Raw genomic sequence first — 13401 nt, 5'->3', positions numbered from 1 at the left:
AATGAGAGGGAGTCACCATGTCCAATCTTCAGGTATCCGTGTACCGCTACAACCCGGAAACCGACTCCGCACCTTATATGCAGGAGTTTCAGGTCGATACCAAAGGCCGCGATGTGATGGTGCTGGATGTTCTTCATATGATGAAAGAACAAGACAGCGGGCTGGCATTTCGTCGTAGCTGCCGCGAAGGCGTTTGCGGTTCCGACGGCATGAACATGAACGGTAAAAACGGCCTAGCGTGTATTACGCCGCTGTCAGATGTTGTGAAAGGCAATAAATTAACATTACGCCCGCTACCGGGCTTGCCGGTTATCCGCGACATGGTTGTGGATATGGCGTTGTTCTATAAGCAGTACGAGCGCATTCAGCCGTACCTGCAAAATGACGAACCAGCGCCAGCCATTGAGCGCCTGCAGTCGCCGGAAGAACGCGATAAGCTAGACGGCTTGTACGAGTGTATTCTGTGTGCGTGCTGCTCGACCTCTTGCCCGTCGTTCTGGTGGAACCCAGATAAGTTTGTCGGGCCAGCGGGTCTTTTGCAGTCTTATCGTTTCTTGGCGGATTCGCGCGACAATGCGACCAGTGAGCGCCTGACAGATTTAGAAGATCCGTTCTCTGTGTTTCGCTGCCGGGGCATCATGAACTGCGTGGCGGTTTGCCCGAAAGGTCTCAACCCCACGCGTGCGATTGGTAAGATCCGTGAGATGCTGTTAGCCGATGCGACCTAAGAAAAAGCGAGTGCCACTTAAGTTGCGCATCAATGCCACTTAAATCCAAGCGCTTCGCTTGTTATCATAGGGAACGTTAGGTGGTGCGACGGTGAGTCGCACCACCTAACCAGCCAAGTTTAAAAGCCGGTGCCGCGAGTACCGGCTTTTGAGCATGGACTGATTAGCAAAGAGCTACGCATATAAAGAACTACTTATGTAAAGAACGACGTAAGTAAGTAAAGAAAGAGTTAGCAAAAGCAGTAAAAACAAACTGCTGTCGTACAAGTGGTAAGGGCTTCCGACCATGGGTCGGCGCCGCCGGCAAACGTCCCGCCCCGCCGGCAGGGCAATAGCGTTGTCGTCGCTTTGCGTGGCGATACCGATACCACCCCATCAGTGCAGGGTGACCGAGAGATGCAACAAGGCATAATGGAGTTGATGTGGCGTTCCTCTCACGTTAGTGGTGGCAATGCCCACTACGTGGAAGCGCTTTACGAGCAGTACCTCGATGATCCCAATGCTGTCCCGGACGAGTGGCGTAATTATTTTGATTCGCTACCGCGTCCCGAAGGCAGTGCCTCTCACGATGTTCCACTTAGCCCGATTCGTGATCAGTTCTACCAGCTGGGGCGTGAAGCACGCCCAGGCCGTGTAGCGGCCGCTGTCGACAGCGGCGAAAACAAAAAGCAGGTGAAAGTCCTGCAGCTGATTAACGCTTATCGTTTCCGTGGGCATCAGAAGGCCAATATCGACCCGCTAGGACTGCGAAATCCCACCCCCGTTCCGGATCTAGACCTCTCCTTCCATCAGCTTTCTAAAGCAGACTTGGACGTTGAGTTCCAGACCGGTTCTTTCTTTTTAGGTGCCGATAAAGCACCGCTGCGTGACATCGTCGACGCCCTGGAGCGCACCTATTGCCGCTCTATCGGCTGCGAAATCATGCACATTGTCGATACCGAAGAGAAACGTTGGCTGCAGCGTCGTTTTGAAACGGTGCGCAGTATGCCCAAGTTCAGCGACGATGTACGCAAGCATGTACTTGAGCGCTTGACGGCAGCTGAAGGGTTGGAAAACTACCTCGCGTCCAAGTACCCAGGGACGAAGCGTTTCGGCCTTGAAGGGGGTGAAACCTTTATTCCGATGATGGACGAGTTGATCCAGCGTGCCGGTGGTTACGGTACCAAGGAAGTCGTTATCGGCATGGCGCACCGCGGCCGTCTCAACCTTTTGGTCAATATTCTGGGCAAAAACCCGACGGATCTGATTGACGAGTTCGATGGCAAAAAAGTCATTGAACGGGGTTCCGGTGATGTCAAATATCACCAGGGCTTCAGTTCCAACGTCATGTCGCCGGGCGGTGAGGTGCATCTAGCGCTATCGTTTAACCCGTCGCACTTGGAAATTGTCGCGCCTGTGGTAGAAGGCTCGGTACGCGCTCGCCAAGATCGTCGCGATGACTCGGCAGGCGATAAAGTCCTGCCCATCAATGTGCATGGTGATGCGGCCTTTGCCGGCCAGGGCGTGGTGATGGAGACATTCCAGATGTCTCAAACTCGCGCGTACAAGACCGGCGGCACCGTCCATATCGTGATCAATAACCAGGTGGGCTTTACCACGTCCCATCCGCTAGATGCTCGCTCGACCGAGTATTGCACCGATATCGCTAAAATGGTTCAAGCGCCGATTTTCCATGTTAATGGCGATGATCCTGATGCGGTGCTGCATGCCACCCAAGTGGCGCTGGATTACCGTCAGCAATTTAAGAAAGATGTCGTCATCGATTTGGTGTGTTATCGCCGCCGTGGCCATAACGAAGCAGATGAGCCTTCCGGTACTCAGCCGATGATGTACACCAAAATCAAACAGCATCCTTCAGCGCGCTCGCTGTTCATTGAAAGCCTGATACAAGACGGTGTGGTCAGTGACGATGAAGCCAAGGCGATGGTCGAGAAATACCGTGAAGACCTGACGGCAGGCAACCACGTAGCTAACGCGCTGGTGCAAGAGCCTAACACCTCGCTATTTGTCGACTGGCAACCCTATATCGGCCACGAGTGGACCGGCAATGCCGACACGACGGTGGATATGAAGCTGTTGCAAAAATTAGCAGCGAAGATGTGCACTATCTCCGATGGGATCGACGTGCAGCGCCAGGTCGCCAAGATATATGACGACCGTCGCAAGATGCAGGCCGGTGGCATGGGTCTCAACTGGGGCTTTGCGGAAACGCTGGCGTACGCCACGCTCATTGACCAAGGTCACCCCGTCCGGATTACCGGCCAAGACGTCGGGCGAGGCACTTTCTCACACCGCCACGCGGTAGTGCACAACCAGAAAGACGGTACCACCTATGTGCCGCTGCAAAATCTGAAGGAAGGGCAGCCGCGCTTTACGATCCATGACTCTTACTTATCAGAAGAAGCCGTGCTGGCATTTGAGTACGGCTATTCCACCACTGCACCGAATGATTTGGTGGTCTGGGAAGCGCAGTTTGGTGACTTCTTCAACGGCGCCCAAGTCGTCGTGGATCAGTTCATCTCCTCGGGTGAAACCAAATGGGGGCGGCTATGTGGTTTGACCATGTTGCTACCGCACGGGTACGAAGGCCAGGGTCCTGAGCACTCGTCAGCACGCCTTGAGCGCTTCTTGCAGATGTGTGCCGAGCACAACATGCAGGTATGCGTGCCGACTACACCGGCACAGATTTTCCATCTGCTGCGTCGTCAGGTGATTCGTCCGCTGCGTAAACCGCTAGTGGTAATGACGCCGAAGTCATTGTTGCGCCATAAAGAAGCGATTTCACATCTGGATGATCTGGCGTATGGCAAGTTCTTCATGGTGCTGCCTGACCAGGCTAAATTAGCACCAGAGAAAGTAACACGCGCTATTTTGTGTGCGGGTAAGGTCTATTACGACTTGGCGGCTTGGCGTGTTGATAATGACCGTCAGGACACTGCCATCATTCGCCTTGAGCAGCTCTATCCTTTCCCGAAAGAGGAACTTCTGGAAACGCTTCAAGCGTATTCCCAGTTGGAGGACATTGTGTGGTGTCAGGAAGAACCGCTCAATCAGGGCGCTTGGTATCCCAGCCAGCACCACATGCGTGCCGTGGCCGATATGCTCAAAGAAGGCTTAGGCGGCAAATTGAAGTTCGCTGGGCGACCGGCTTCCGCTGCACCGGCGGCAGGCTATATGTCCGTTCACACTGAACAGCAGCGCCAGCTGGTGGAAGACGCTTTTAATCTATAAGCGCCCACCGGATTTAAAGAATCTATAAGGGAAACGACATGGCTACCGAGATCAAAGCGCCAAACTTTCCAGAATCCGTTGCCGAAGGCACTGTAGCGGCTTGGCATAAAAAGCCAGGCGACAGTGTTGAGCGTGACGAGCTGATTGTTGAAATTGAAACCGACAAAGTGGTGCTTGAAGTTGTCGCACCGGAAGCGGGCACTCTGACCGATGTCATGGTCGAAGAGGGTGATACCGTAGAGTCCGAGCAGGTATTGGGCAAGATCGGTGAAGGCAGTGCTTCTGGTGACAGCGGTTCTGGCGACAGTGATGACAGTGATAAAGAAGACAAACCCTCTGACACCGCGAGCGAAGGAAAAGCAGAAGAGAAGAAAGCCAGCGGTGGTAACGGCGGCGGTGGCCAGCAGCACGAAGTGAAGGCACCGTCCTTTCCTGAGTCTGTGCAGGAAGGTACCGTGGCCACGTGGCATAAAAAAGTCGGCGAAGCGGTCAAGCGCGATGAAGTGCTGGCAGATATCGAAACCGACAAGGTTGTGCTCGAAGTGGTCGCTCCAGCGGATGGTGCGCTCGCCGAGATTAAAGCCGAAGAAGGCAGTCAAGTTGCCTCTGAGGAAGTGCTGGCTATCTTCGCTGAAGGTGCTGGCGGCGATAGCAGCAATAATAGCACTGGTGCTGATTCGACACCGCATAAAGCCGAAAGCAGTGCCGATGACGGCAGCGGTGATGAGAAGGTCGGCGACAAAATTCTTGCGCCGGCCGCGCGTAAAATGGTGGCCGAGTACGACCTGGACGTTGCCAAGATTGAGGGCACCGGCAAAGGTGGCCGCATCTTGAAAGAAGACGTTCAGAAAGCGGTTAAAGGCGGCTCTGCCAAGAAGGCGTCGGGCGGCTCTGCGGCTCCCAAAGGCACCGCTACGGCGGCGCCGGTGGTAGAAGGCGAGCGCCCCGAGAAGCGAGTACCCATGAGCCGCTTGCGCCAAACCATTGCCAAGCGCTTGGTTCAAGCCCAGCAAACTGCGGCGATGCTGACCACCTATAACGAGGTGGATATGGGCGCAGTGATGGATTTGCGTGCCCAGTACAAAGACACCTTCCTCAAGGCTCACGACACCAAGCTTGGCTTTATGGGCTTCTTCGTCAAAGCGGCTTCAGAGGCGCTTAAGCGCTTCCCGGATGTCAACGCCTCCATCGATGGGACGGATATCGTCTACCACGGCTACCAGGATATCGGCGTGGCGGTCTCCACCGACCGCGGCTTGGTGGTGCCGGTGCTACGCGATACCGACAGCATGAAGATCGCCGATGTTGAGAAAACGATCGTTGACTTCGGTAAGCGTGCGCGCGATGGCAAACTGGGCATCGACGAGATGCAGGGCGGCACCTTCACGATCACCAATGGCGGTATCTTCGGGTCGCTCATGTCGACCCCGATCATTAACCCGCCGCAAACGGCTATCCTGGGCATGCACAAAATCCAGGAACGCCCCATGGCGGTCAACGGGAAGGTCGAAATTCGCCCCATGATGTACCTGGCGGTTTCTTACGACCACCGTATGATCGACGGCAAAGACGCGGTGCAATTCCTAGTGACCATGAAAGAGTTGCTGGAAGATCCCGCGCGCCTGCTGCTAGACGTGTAAGGATCGCGACTAACCTCGTAGATACGCTTAATCGCACTTAGCCCTCTCCCCACAAGGGAGAAGGCAACCAAGCTAAAGGAGCCAACATGGCTGACAAGTTTGATGTGATCGTTATTGGTGCCGGCCCCGGCGGTTACGTATCCGCTATCCGTGCAGCACAACTCGGGTTGAAAGCGGCCTGTGTTGAAAAATGGATCGGTAAAGAAGGCAACGTTGTTCATGGCGGTACTTGCTTGAACGTCGGCTGTATCCCGTCCAAAGCGCTGCTGGAAGCCTCGCACAAGTTCGTTGAAGCGAAGCACGACTTCGATGATATGGGCATAGAGGCGGGTGACGTCACCATGGACGTCAAAAAAATGATGGCGCGCAAGGACAAGATCGTTAAGAACTTGACCGGCGGTATCTCGGGTCTGTTCAAGGCCAACGGCGTTACGGCTATCGAAGGTACCGGTAAAGTCGTTTCGAATAAGCAGGTCGAAGTGACCGATGCTGACGGTAATGCCACCACGTACGATGCCGACAATATCGTCATCGCCGCGGGTTCTGTGCCGGTGGAAATTCCCCCCACGCCACTGACGGAAGGCTTAATTGTCGATTCCACTGGCGCGCTGGAGTTCCAAGAAACGCCGAAGCGCCTGGGCGTTATCGGTGCGGGTATTATCGGCTTGGAACTGGGTAGCGTGTGGAACCGCCTGGGTTCTGAGGTCACGGTGTTGGAGGCGATGGACTCCTTCCTACCGATGGTCGATGGCGCTATTGGCAAAGAGACGCAAAAGCTACTCAAAAAGCAGGGCTTGGATATCAAGCTGGGTGCTCGCGTGACCGGTTCGGAAACCAACGGCGACGAAGTCGTTGTTAAGTACACCGACGCCAATGGCGAGCAGGAGATGACCTTCGACAAACTGATCGTTTCTGTCGGTCGTCGTCCTTACACTAAAGGCGTGATTGCCGACGGCGTCAGCGTTGAGCTTGATGAGCGCGGATTTATCTTTGTCGACGATCAGTGCCGTACCAACGTGCCGGGCGTTTACGCGATCGGTGATTGTGTACGCGGCCCGATGTTGGCGCACAAAGCCTCGGAAGAAGGCATCATGGTGGCGGATGTCATCGCTGGCCAAAAAGCCGAGATGAATTACGACACCATTCCGAACGTGATCTATACCTTCCCGGAAGTCGCTTGGGTGGGTATCACCGAGGAAGAAGCCAAAGCCAAAGGTCTTAAGGTGAAAACCGGCAGCTTCCCGTTTGCAGCGAGCGGTCGGGCAATGGCGAATAACGCCACCGAAGGTCAAGCGAAGATCATCGCGGATGCAGACACGGATCGTATCCTTGGCATGCACATCGTCGGCCAGCACGCTGGTGAGATGATTGCTCAAGGCGTTATCGCGATGGAGTTTGGCTCTAGTGCGGAAGACTTGGCCCTAACCTGCTATGCACACCCGACCATGTCGGAAGCCGTGCACGAAGCAGCCCTAGCGGTGGAAGGACACGCCATTCATATGGCAAACCGCAAAAAGCGTAAATAACGTAATGAAGTAACAAAAAAGCGCCACCAATCGGTGGCGCAACACTTTCGGCCATGTCTTTTCATTTGTGGTGAAAGACAGGAATCGAAAGTACGGGGATGGGGAGTACGTTAATGGCTTGCCATCATTCGAGTCACATGCAACCAATGGCATGAATCGATGAACCTTCACGAGTATCAAGGCAAACAGCTGTTTGCCGATTATGGTCTGCCAGTGTCCAAAAGTTTTGCAGTGGACACTCCTGAAGAAGCAGCAGAAGCATGCAAAAAGATCGGTGGCGACATGTGGGTGGTAAAAGCCCAGGTGCATGCCGGTGGTCGTGGTAAAGCAGGCGGCGTTAAGCTTATTAAAGACCCTGCCGATGCTAAAGCCTTCGCCGAGCAGTGGCTGGGTAAAAACTTGGTGACGTTCCAGACCGATGAACACGGTCAGCCGGTTTCCAAGATTCTGATCGAGACCTGCACCGATATCGCCGATGAGCTTTATCTGGGTGCCGTCGTCGACCGTACGACCCGCCGCGTGGTCTTTATGGCCTCTACCGAAGGCGGCGTAGAAATCGAGAAAGTTGCCGAAGAAACGCCGGAAAAAATTCTCAAAGCCGAGATCGACCCGCTGGTTGGCGCACAGCCGTACCAAGCGCGTGAGCTGGCCTTTGCGCTAGGCCTTTCTGGCGATCAGGTCAAGCAGTTCACCAAGGTCTTCCTGGGACTGTCTAAGCTGTTCCACGATAAAGACCTGGCGCTGTTAGAGATTAACCCGCTGGTTATCACTGACGAAGGCAATCTCCACTGTCTCGACGCCAAACTTGGGCTGGACAGCAACGCACTGTACCGTCACCCAGACCTCCAGGCGATGCGTGACCCGTCGCAGGAAGACGAGCGCGAAGCGGAAGCCGCTGCGTGGGAACTTAACTATGTCGCGCTCGATGGCAACATCGGCTGCATGGTGAATGGCGCAGGCTTGGCCATGGGCACCATGGACATCGTCAACCTGAACGGCGGTAAACCGGCCAACTTCCTCGATGTTGGCGGCGGCGCTACCAAAGAGCGCGTAGCGGAAGCCTTCAAGCTGATTCTCTCTGACGACTCCGTTAAGGCCGTATTGGTCAACATTTTCGGCGGTATCGTACGTTGCGACATGATTGCGGAAGGCATTATCGGTGCCGTTGAGCAGGTCGGTGTCAACGTGCCGGTGGTCGTACGTCTGGAAGGTAACAACGCCGAGCTAGGCACGGAAAAACTCGCGTCTAGCGGTCTGAATATCATCGCGGCTACCAGTCTGACCGACGCGGCTCAGCAGGTCGTTAAAGCGGCGGAGGGCAAGTAATGAGCATCCTGATCGATAAGAACACCAAGGTCATCTGCCAAGGTTTCACTGGTGGCCAAGGTACGTTCCACTCCGAGCAGGCGATTGCCTACGGAACGCAGATGGTCGGTGGTGTGACGCCGGGTAAAGGCGGCCAAGAGCATCTAGGCCTGCCGGTTTTCAACACCGTGAAAGAAGCGGTGGCGAAGACAGGCGCGGAAGCCAGCGTTATCTACGTACCGGCACCGTTCTGTAAAGACTCGATTCTTGAAGCGGCCAACGCCGGTATCAAGCTCATCGTGTGTATTACCGAAGGCATCGCCACACTCGACATGCTCGAAGCGAAAGTGAAATGCGACGAGCTGGGCGTACGCCTGATCGGCCCGAACTGCCCGGGTGTTATCACCCCGGGTGAGTGCAAAATCGGCATCATGCCGGGGCACATCCACCAGCCGGGCCGTGTCGGCATCGTATCGCGTTCGGGCACATTGACCTACGAAGCGGTCAAGCAGACCACCGATCACGGCTTTGGCCAGTCCACCTGTGTGGGCATCGGCGGCGATCCGATTCCGGGCTCTAACTTTATCGATATTCTCGAGCTGTTTGAGAACGATCCGAAGACCGAAGCGATCGTCATGATCGGTGAAATCGGCGGTACGGCGGAAGAAGAAGCCTCGGCTTACATCAAAGCCAACGTTTCCAAGCCCGTTGTCTCTTACATTGCCGGTGTCACCGCACCTCCCGGTAAGCGTATGGGCCACGCTGGCGCAATCATTTCAGGCGGTAAAGGTACTGCCGACGAGAAGTTTGCCGCGTTGGAAGACGCCGGTGTCAAAACCGTGCGTTCGCTGGCTGAAATCGGCGATGCATTGAAAGAAGTGACTGGCTGGTAAGCACTTGTTTTACCTGCCAATCTTAAAAGAGCACCTTCGGGTGCTCTTTTTTTGTCCGGTCGGGCAGCTTACGTGGAAACGCCAGCCCTAGGGGCTACGTTTGAACAACCGAATCCCGTAACGTAAGAAAAACGGGGCTCCGGCGGCTAAATAGAGATGATAGCTGACCAGTCGCCATATCAGCACGGCAGCGGCAGCTTGTTCGGCGGCCATTAACGGCAGTAGCAAAGAACCCACCCCGACTTCAGCCGCGCCGGCCCCTCCAGGCAAAAAGCTTAACTGGCTGGCGGCCATGGCCAGCATTTGGGTCAAGAACGTCCACTCCCAATCGACATTGCCACCTACGCCCAGCACGGCCAAATACAGCAGGCTGTAACGCATCAGCCAGTGCAAGGTGGTCAGCAAGAGCATCGCAAGCAGAGTGGTGCGCGGAAGCGACAGCGTTACCGTTAACGCTTGGCGAAAACCCAGAAAGCCACGGGCAAGCCGTCGACGACGGTTACGGCTTAGCCAAGTAAGCCTGAAGCGCCGAACCCGCAATAAGCGGGGCAGGTGATAGACCAGCAGGCAAACCAGCAAAGCGATCAGCGCCAAGCCAGCCAGTGCCGATTGCACCAGCGCCTGATGCGGCCAGTCGACCTCGTTGGTTAGCGAAAACAGTACCAGCCCGCCGAGCATGCTAAGAAAGAACAGCATGTCGCAGCCCTGGTCAATCAGGAAGACAGCGCTGCCTTTGGATGGGGGAAAACCGCGCTGTGCCAATAGCAACAGCAGCGTGGCAGGCCCCCCGCTGCCGCCAGGCGTGGCGCACAGGGCAAATTTAGACGCCAACTCAATGCCTAAGGCACCTCGCTGGCCAAGCGCTCCAGCCCGCCCCCCTAGCATTAAACGCAACCGTGCGGCGTTCAAATTCCAACACAGAAACGCGAGTAGTAGCATGAGCATCAGAACGCCTAGTGGGAACTGCTTGACGCGATGCCACGCCTCAAGGCCGCCGATCCATGCGGTTAGCAGCAATGGCAATCCCAGTGCCATCGCCATCATCACAGCGTGCAGTGGTTGCCAACGCAGCCAGCTTTTGGGCTTAGCGATGCTGAGGGAGCGCATAGGGCAAGCTGTCATCGCGTAAGGTGCCATAGTGAGCCAGTAAGGCGTGCATCACGCTATCCCAGTTGAAGTGGCGCTCCACATAACGTCGCGCATAATGGCCACTGGCTGCGACGTCGTTGCTGAATAATGCCGTACAGGCTTCGGCCATGGCCGATGGGTCGAGGGGACGGCATAAAATACCGGCGCCAAGCGGTACATTCTCGGCAAGCGCACCGGCCCTGGCACCAATCACCGGCGTACCACAGGCCATGGCCTCCTGGGCGATCAACCCAAAGGTTTCCCGTGTGCCCGCATGCAGCAAGGCATCGCTACTGGCTAAGGCGGCGGCGACTTCATGCGCGCCACAGCAGCGGTCGACCACGGTGACATTCGTGGGTACCTGATGCGGCATGCCTGGCCCCATCAACAACAAATGATAATCGCTGCCTAGCTGGCGCATTGTTGAAAGCAGCACATCGATATTTTTCTCGCGGGAGTTGCGCCCGACAAAGATCAGCAGTTTTTTATCGCTGGGCAATCCCATCGCTTGGCGGAAGGCGGGATCACGCTGCTGAGGGTTAAATAGGTTTAAATCGACGCCTAATGGCTGTACGCGAACGTTTTCTACTCCCCAGTCCTGTAGCCGATTGGCCATTGCCTGACACGGCGCCAATACGCTATCGAACCGGCGATATAGCCTTGTGACGTAACCAATCAAACGCTGACGTACGTGACGCCCAAAGCGGTCGCCCATCAGGCGCGGCAAGTCCGAGTGATAAAACCCGACCACCGGAATGCCAAGCCTTTGTCCTGCCTCAAGCGCTGCCCAGGCGGTCACATAAGGATCGCCAGCTTCAATGATATCCGGTTGGAGCCGGAGCAGCGCATCGCGCCACGGGGCGGCGCGCAATGGAAAGCGATAGCCTTGCCCTAAGGGTAAGTGCAATGCCGGTAAAGTATGTAGGTCACCTAGACTGTCTCGTTCCGCTCCCGGTACCAGCAGGCTGGTACGCAAGTCAGGGTAGTGTGAAAAGACGCGATGCTTGGCCTGCAAATAGGTACGTACGCCACCACTGGCGGGGGCGTGAAACATCGTTACATCAGCGATGTGCAAGGTAACCTCCGAGCCACATGAATGTCATAAGGATACCTTAAACAACAAATAAGTCAGTTCGACGACAGTGACCGCTTGGTCGTTAGCCTGCCTTTGTGTAAGACACTTTCGCTTGTTCTATGGCCGGGATAGATTTATTATACCATCCATTCAGATGGTAAATGGAATCTATAGGGATGCCATGGTAAGTAGGAAAGGTATCTCGCTATTAAGGTTTTCCACGATTAATGCAATGGGACATTACACATGAGCGTGCATGAATTACGCCGCAAGAGCGGCGATTCCAGCGAGAAGATCACCATCAATTTAGGCGTCGTGGACCTAGGACAGATCGATCTGCTGGTCCAGGAGGGGTTCTACTCCAATCGAACCGATCTGATTCGGACGGCCATCCGCAACCAGTTGGCGACCCATGCCGACGTCGTCAAAGAGACTGTGACTCGCAAGGCATTTGTGCTGGGGCTTGAACATTACCGTCGCGTGGATCTGGAAGCACTGCAGTCGGCGGGGGAAATGTTGCAGATTCAGGTCCTGGGGATGGCCAGCATAGCCGATGACGTATCACCGGAGCTTGCCCGCGCCACCATCGAGTCGGTGGTGGTATTGGGCGCTCTCAATGCCAGCGCGGCGGTCAAGGCCGCCCTGGCAGACCGAATCCACTGAATAGCTAAATAGGCACATTGACGATGATTGATGCCACCATGACGAAGCGAATGGAAGAGGCGACGCGACTCACGCGTGCCGGAAAGCTGCAAGAGGCCATGGCCCTTCTCCAGGGCGGTATGCCTGAAACGGAGGCTGAGGGCACGCCGAGACAACCTTCCTGGGGAGGCAACACCTTTGAGGGCACCTGCGAGGCCGTCGACGAAGACGTCACGGTCTCGAAGCCAGACCCGGCACCATCTTCTGCGTTTGGCCGGGCGCGTCAGACGAATGCGAACACGGGCAGATTTACTGCTGGGCGTTTTACCAGCCGTGTGGGCACACGCGATTACAAACTCTATATCCCCAGTGGCTATCACGGGCAGGCACTTCCGTTGGTCGTCATGCTGCATGGCTGTACGCAAAACCCCGATGACTTCGCCACCGGGACCGACATGAACCGGCTGGCCGAAGAGCAGCATTTTTGCGTGCTTTATCCGGCCCAGCCGACGACCGCTAACACGTCAAAGTGTTGGAACTGGTTCAAGGCCGAAGACCAACAGCGCGAGGGAGGTGAGCCAGCAATCTTGGCCGGCATGACCCGCCAAGTGATCGATACACATGGGCTTGATACTTCCCAAGTCTATGTCGCTGGGCTCTCGGCAGGCGCGGCGATGGCGACCACTCTGGCAATGACCTACCCAGACCTGTTTGCGGCGGTGGGTGTACACTCTGGGTTGCCACACGGTGTGGCCAAGAGCCTTCCCGATGCCTTGGGCGCCATGCAGGGAGGCGCCGGGCCTCTCGGCGGCGGCACAGCGCAAAAAACCACATGGGCGTCGGACGTGCCAGCGATCATCTTTCATGGTGACCATGACACCACCGTACACCCCAGCAATGCGGATCGCGTTGCCGCTCAGTACAGCGCGTCGCGTCAAGCAGGGGCGACAGTGGAGAAGGGGAAGGTAGCCAATGGCCACGGCTATACCTGTACCACGCACCATAATGCGAAAGGCGAAACTCATCTGGAGCAGTGGCAGGTACACGGGGCGGGCCACGCCTGGTCGGGGGGCAGCACGAAAGGAAGCTATACCGACCCGAAAGGCCCCAATGCCACCAAGGAAATGCTGCGCTTTTTCTTTCAGCACCAGCAGGTAAATGGTTTGGGGGCTAGAGAAAGGCCGGTGAAATAACGGTTGCCACCAACACAACGCCGGCGCCTTAAAGGCGCCG

At 55.9% G+C, this 13401-nt stretch carries 10 protein-coding genes; 8 read left to right on the top strand and 2 right to left on the bottom strand.

Annotated features, from left to right (window positions below; translation table 11 throughout):
* Nucleotides 1-17 precede the first annotated feature (17 nt).
* The 6 genes from HZS81_RS01545 (at nt 18) to sucD (ending at nt 9323) form a co-directional block, all read left to right on the top strand.
* Nucleotides 18-728, top strand: a complete 711-nt coding sequence (locus HZS81_RS01545) for a succinate dehydrogenase iron-sulfur subunit (RefSeq protein ID WP_179928783.1) — start codon at nt 18-20, stop codon at nt 726-728.
* 396 nt (nt 729-1124) lie between these two features.
* A complete protein-coding gene (locus tag HZS81_RS01540) occupies nt 1125-3959 on the top strand; it encodes a 2-oxoglutarate dehydrogenase E1 component (protein WP_179928782.1) in 2835 nt (944 codons plus the stop codon).
* 38 nt (nt 3960-3997) lie between these two features.
* Entirely contained in the window at nt 3998-5599 is a 1602-nt protein-coding gene (gene odhB, locus HZS81_RS01535) for a 2-oxoglutarate dehydrogenase complex dihydrolipoyllysine-residue succinyltransferase (protein ID WP_179928781.1), read from the top strand.
* 86 nt (nt 5600-5685) lie between these two features.
* Entirely contained in the window at nt 5686-7125 is a 1440-nt protein-coding gene (gene lpdA, locus HZS81_RS01530) for a dihydrolipoyl dehydrogenase (RefSeq protein WP_179928780.1), read from the top strand.
* Between the two features lie 159 nt (nt 7126-7284).
* Complete coding sequence (gene sucC / locus HZS81_RS01525) at nt 7285-8451, top strand: ADP-forming succinate--CoA ligase subunit beta (protein WP_179928779.1); 1167 nt, start codon at nt 7285-7287, stop codon at nt 8449-8451.
* On the top strand, nt 8451-9323 hold the full coding sequence (sucD, locus tag HZS81_RS01520; protein ID WP_179928778.1) for a succinate--CoA ligase subunit alpha: 873 nt from the start codon (nt 8451-8453) through the stop codon (nt 9321-9323). The genes sucC and sucD overlap by 1 nt, the downstream gene beginning before the upstream one ends.
* A gap of 87 nt (nt 9324-9410) precedes the next feature.
* Here sucD and HZS81_RS01515 read toward each other — a convergent pair whose 3' ends face one another.
* Both HZS81_RS01515 and HZS81_RS01510 read right to left on the bottom strand, forming a co-directional pair.
* On the bottom strand, nt 9411-10430 hold the full coding sequence (locus tag HZS81_RS01515; RefSeq protein WP_179928777.1) for a glucosaminyl phosphatidylglycerol flippase: 1020 nt from the start codon (nt 10428-10430) through the stop codon (nt 9411-9413).
* Entirely contained in the window at nt 10408-11526 is a 1119-nt protein-coding gene (locus HZS81_RS01510; RefSeq protein WP_179928776.1) for an N-acetylglucosaminyl phosphatidylglycerol synthase, read from the bottom strand. The genes HZS81_RS01515 and HZS81_RS01510 overlap by 23 nt, the downstream gene beginning before the upstream one ends.
* Nucleotides 11527-11772: 246 nt before the next feature.
* Here HZS81_RS01510 and HZS81_RS01505 point away from each other — a divergent pair, with 246 nt between their 5' ends.
* Both HZS81_RS01505 and HZS81_RS01500 read left to right on the top strand, forming a co-directional pair.
* Nucleotides 11773-12189 (top strand): CopG family transcriptional regulator, encoded by a 417-nt coding sequence (locus HZS81_RS01505; protein ID WP_179928775.1) that lies wholly within the window; start codon nt 11773-11775, stop codon nt 12187-12189.
* A 23-nt stretch (nt 12190-12212) separates the two neighbouring features.
* Complete coding sequence (locus HZS81_RS01500; RefSeq protein WP_179928774.1) at nt 12213-13361, top strand: extracellular catalytic domain type 1 short-chain-length polyhydroxyalkanoate depolymerase; 1149 nt, start codon at nt 12213-12215, stop codon at nt 13359-13361.
* The last annotated feature ends 40 nt before the right edge of the window (nt 13362-13401 follow it).

This window comes from Vreelandella salicampi (assembly GCF_013415105.1).
Taxonomy (GTDB): domain Bacteria; phylum Pseudomonadota; class Gammaproteobacteria; order Pseudomonadales; family Halomonadaceae; genus Vreelandella; species Vreelandella salicampi.
This window is presented reverse-complemented; position numbering and strand designations above follow the sequence as displayed.

Excerpts from the sequence above, each read along its gene's own strand:
- lpdA (WP_179928780.1), top strand. The coding sequence starts at position 5,686 with ATGGCTGACAAGTTTGATGTGATCGTTATTGGTGCCGGCCCCGGCGGT.
- HZS81_RS01545 (WP_179928783.1), top strand. The coding sequence starts at position 18 with ATGTCCAATCTTCAGGTATCCGTGTACCGCTACAACCCGGAAACCGAC.
- odhB (WP_179928781.1), top strand. The coding sequence starts at position 3,998 with ATGGCTACCGAGATCAAAGCGCCAAACTTTCCAGAATCCGTTGCCGAA.
- HZS81_RS01515 (WP_179928777.1), bottom strand. The coding sequence starts at position 10,430 with ATGCGCTCCCTCAGCATCGCTAAGCCCAAAAGCTGGCTGCGTTGGCAA.
- sucC (WP_179928779.1), top strand. The coding sequence starts at position 7,285 with ATGAACCTTCACGAGTATCAAGGCAAACAGCTGTTTGCCGATTATGGT.
- sucD (WP_179928778.1), top strand. The coding sequence starts at position 8,451 with ATGAGCATCCTGATCGATAAGAACACCAAGGTCATCTGCCAAGGTTTC.
- HZS81_RS01505 (WP_179928775.1), top strand. The coding sequence starts at position 11,773 with ATGAGCGTGCATGAATTACGCCGCAAGAGCGGCGATTCCAGCGAGAAG.
- HZS81_RS01540 (WP_179928782.1), top strand. The coding sequence starts at position 1,125 with ATGCAACAAGGCATAATGGAGTTGATGTGGCGTTCCTCTCACGTTAGT.
- HZS81_RS01500 (WP_179928774.1), top strand. The coding sequence starts at position 12,213 with ATGATTGATGCCACCATGACGAAGCGAATGGAAGAGGCGACGCGACTC.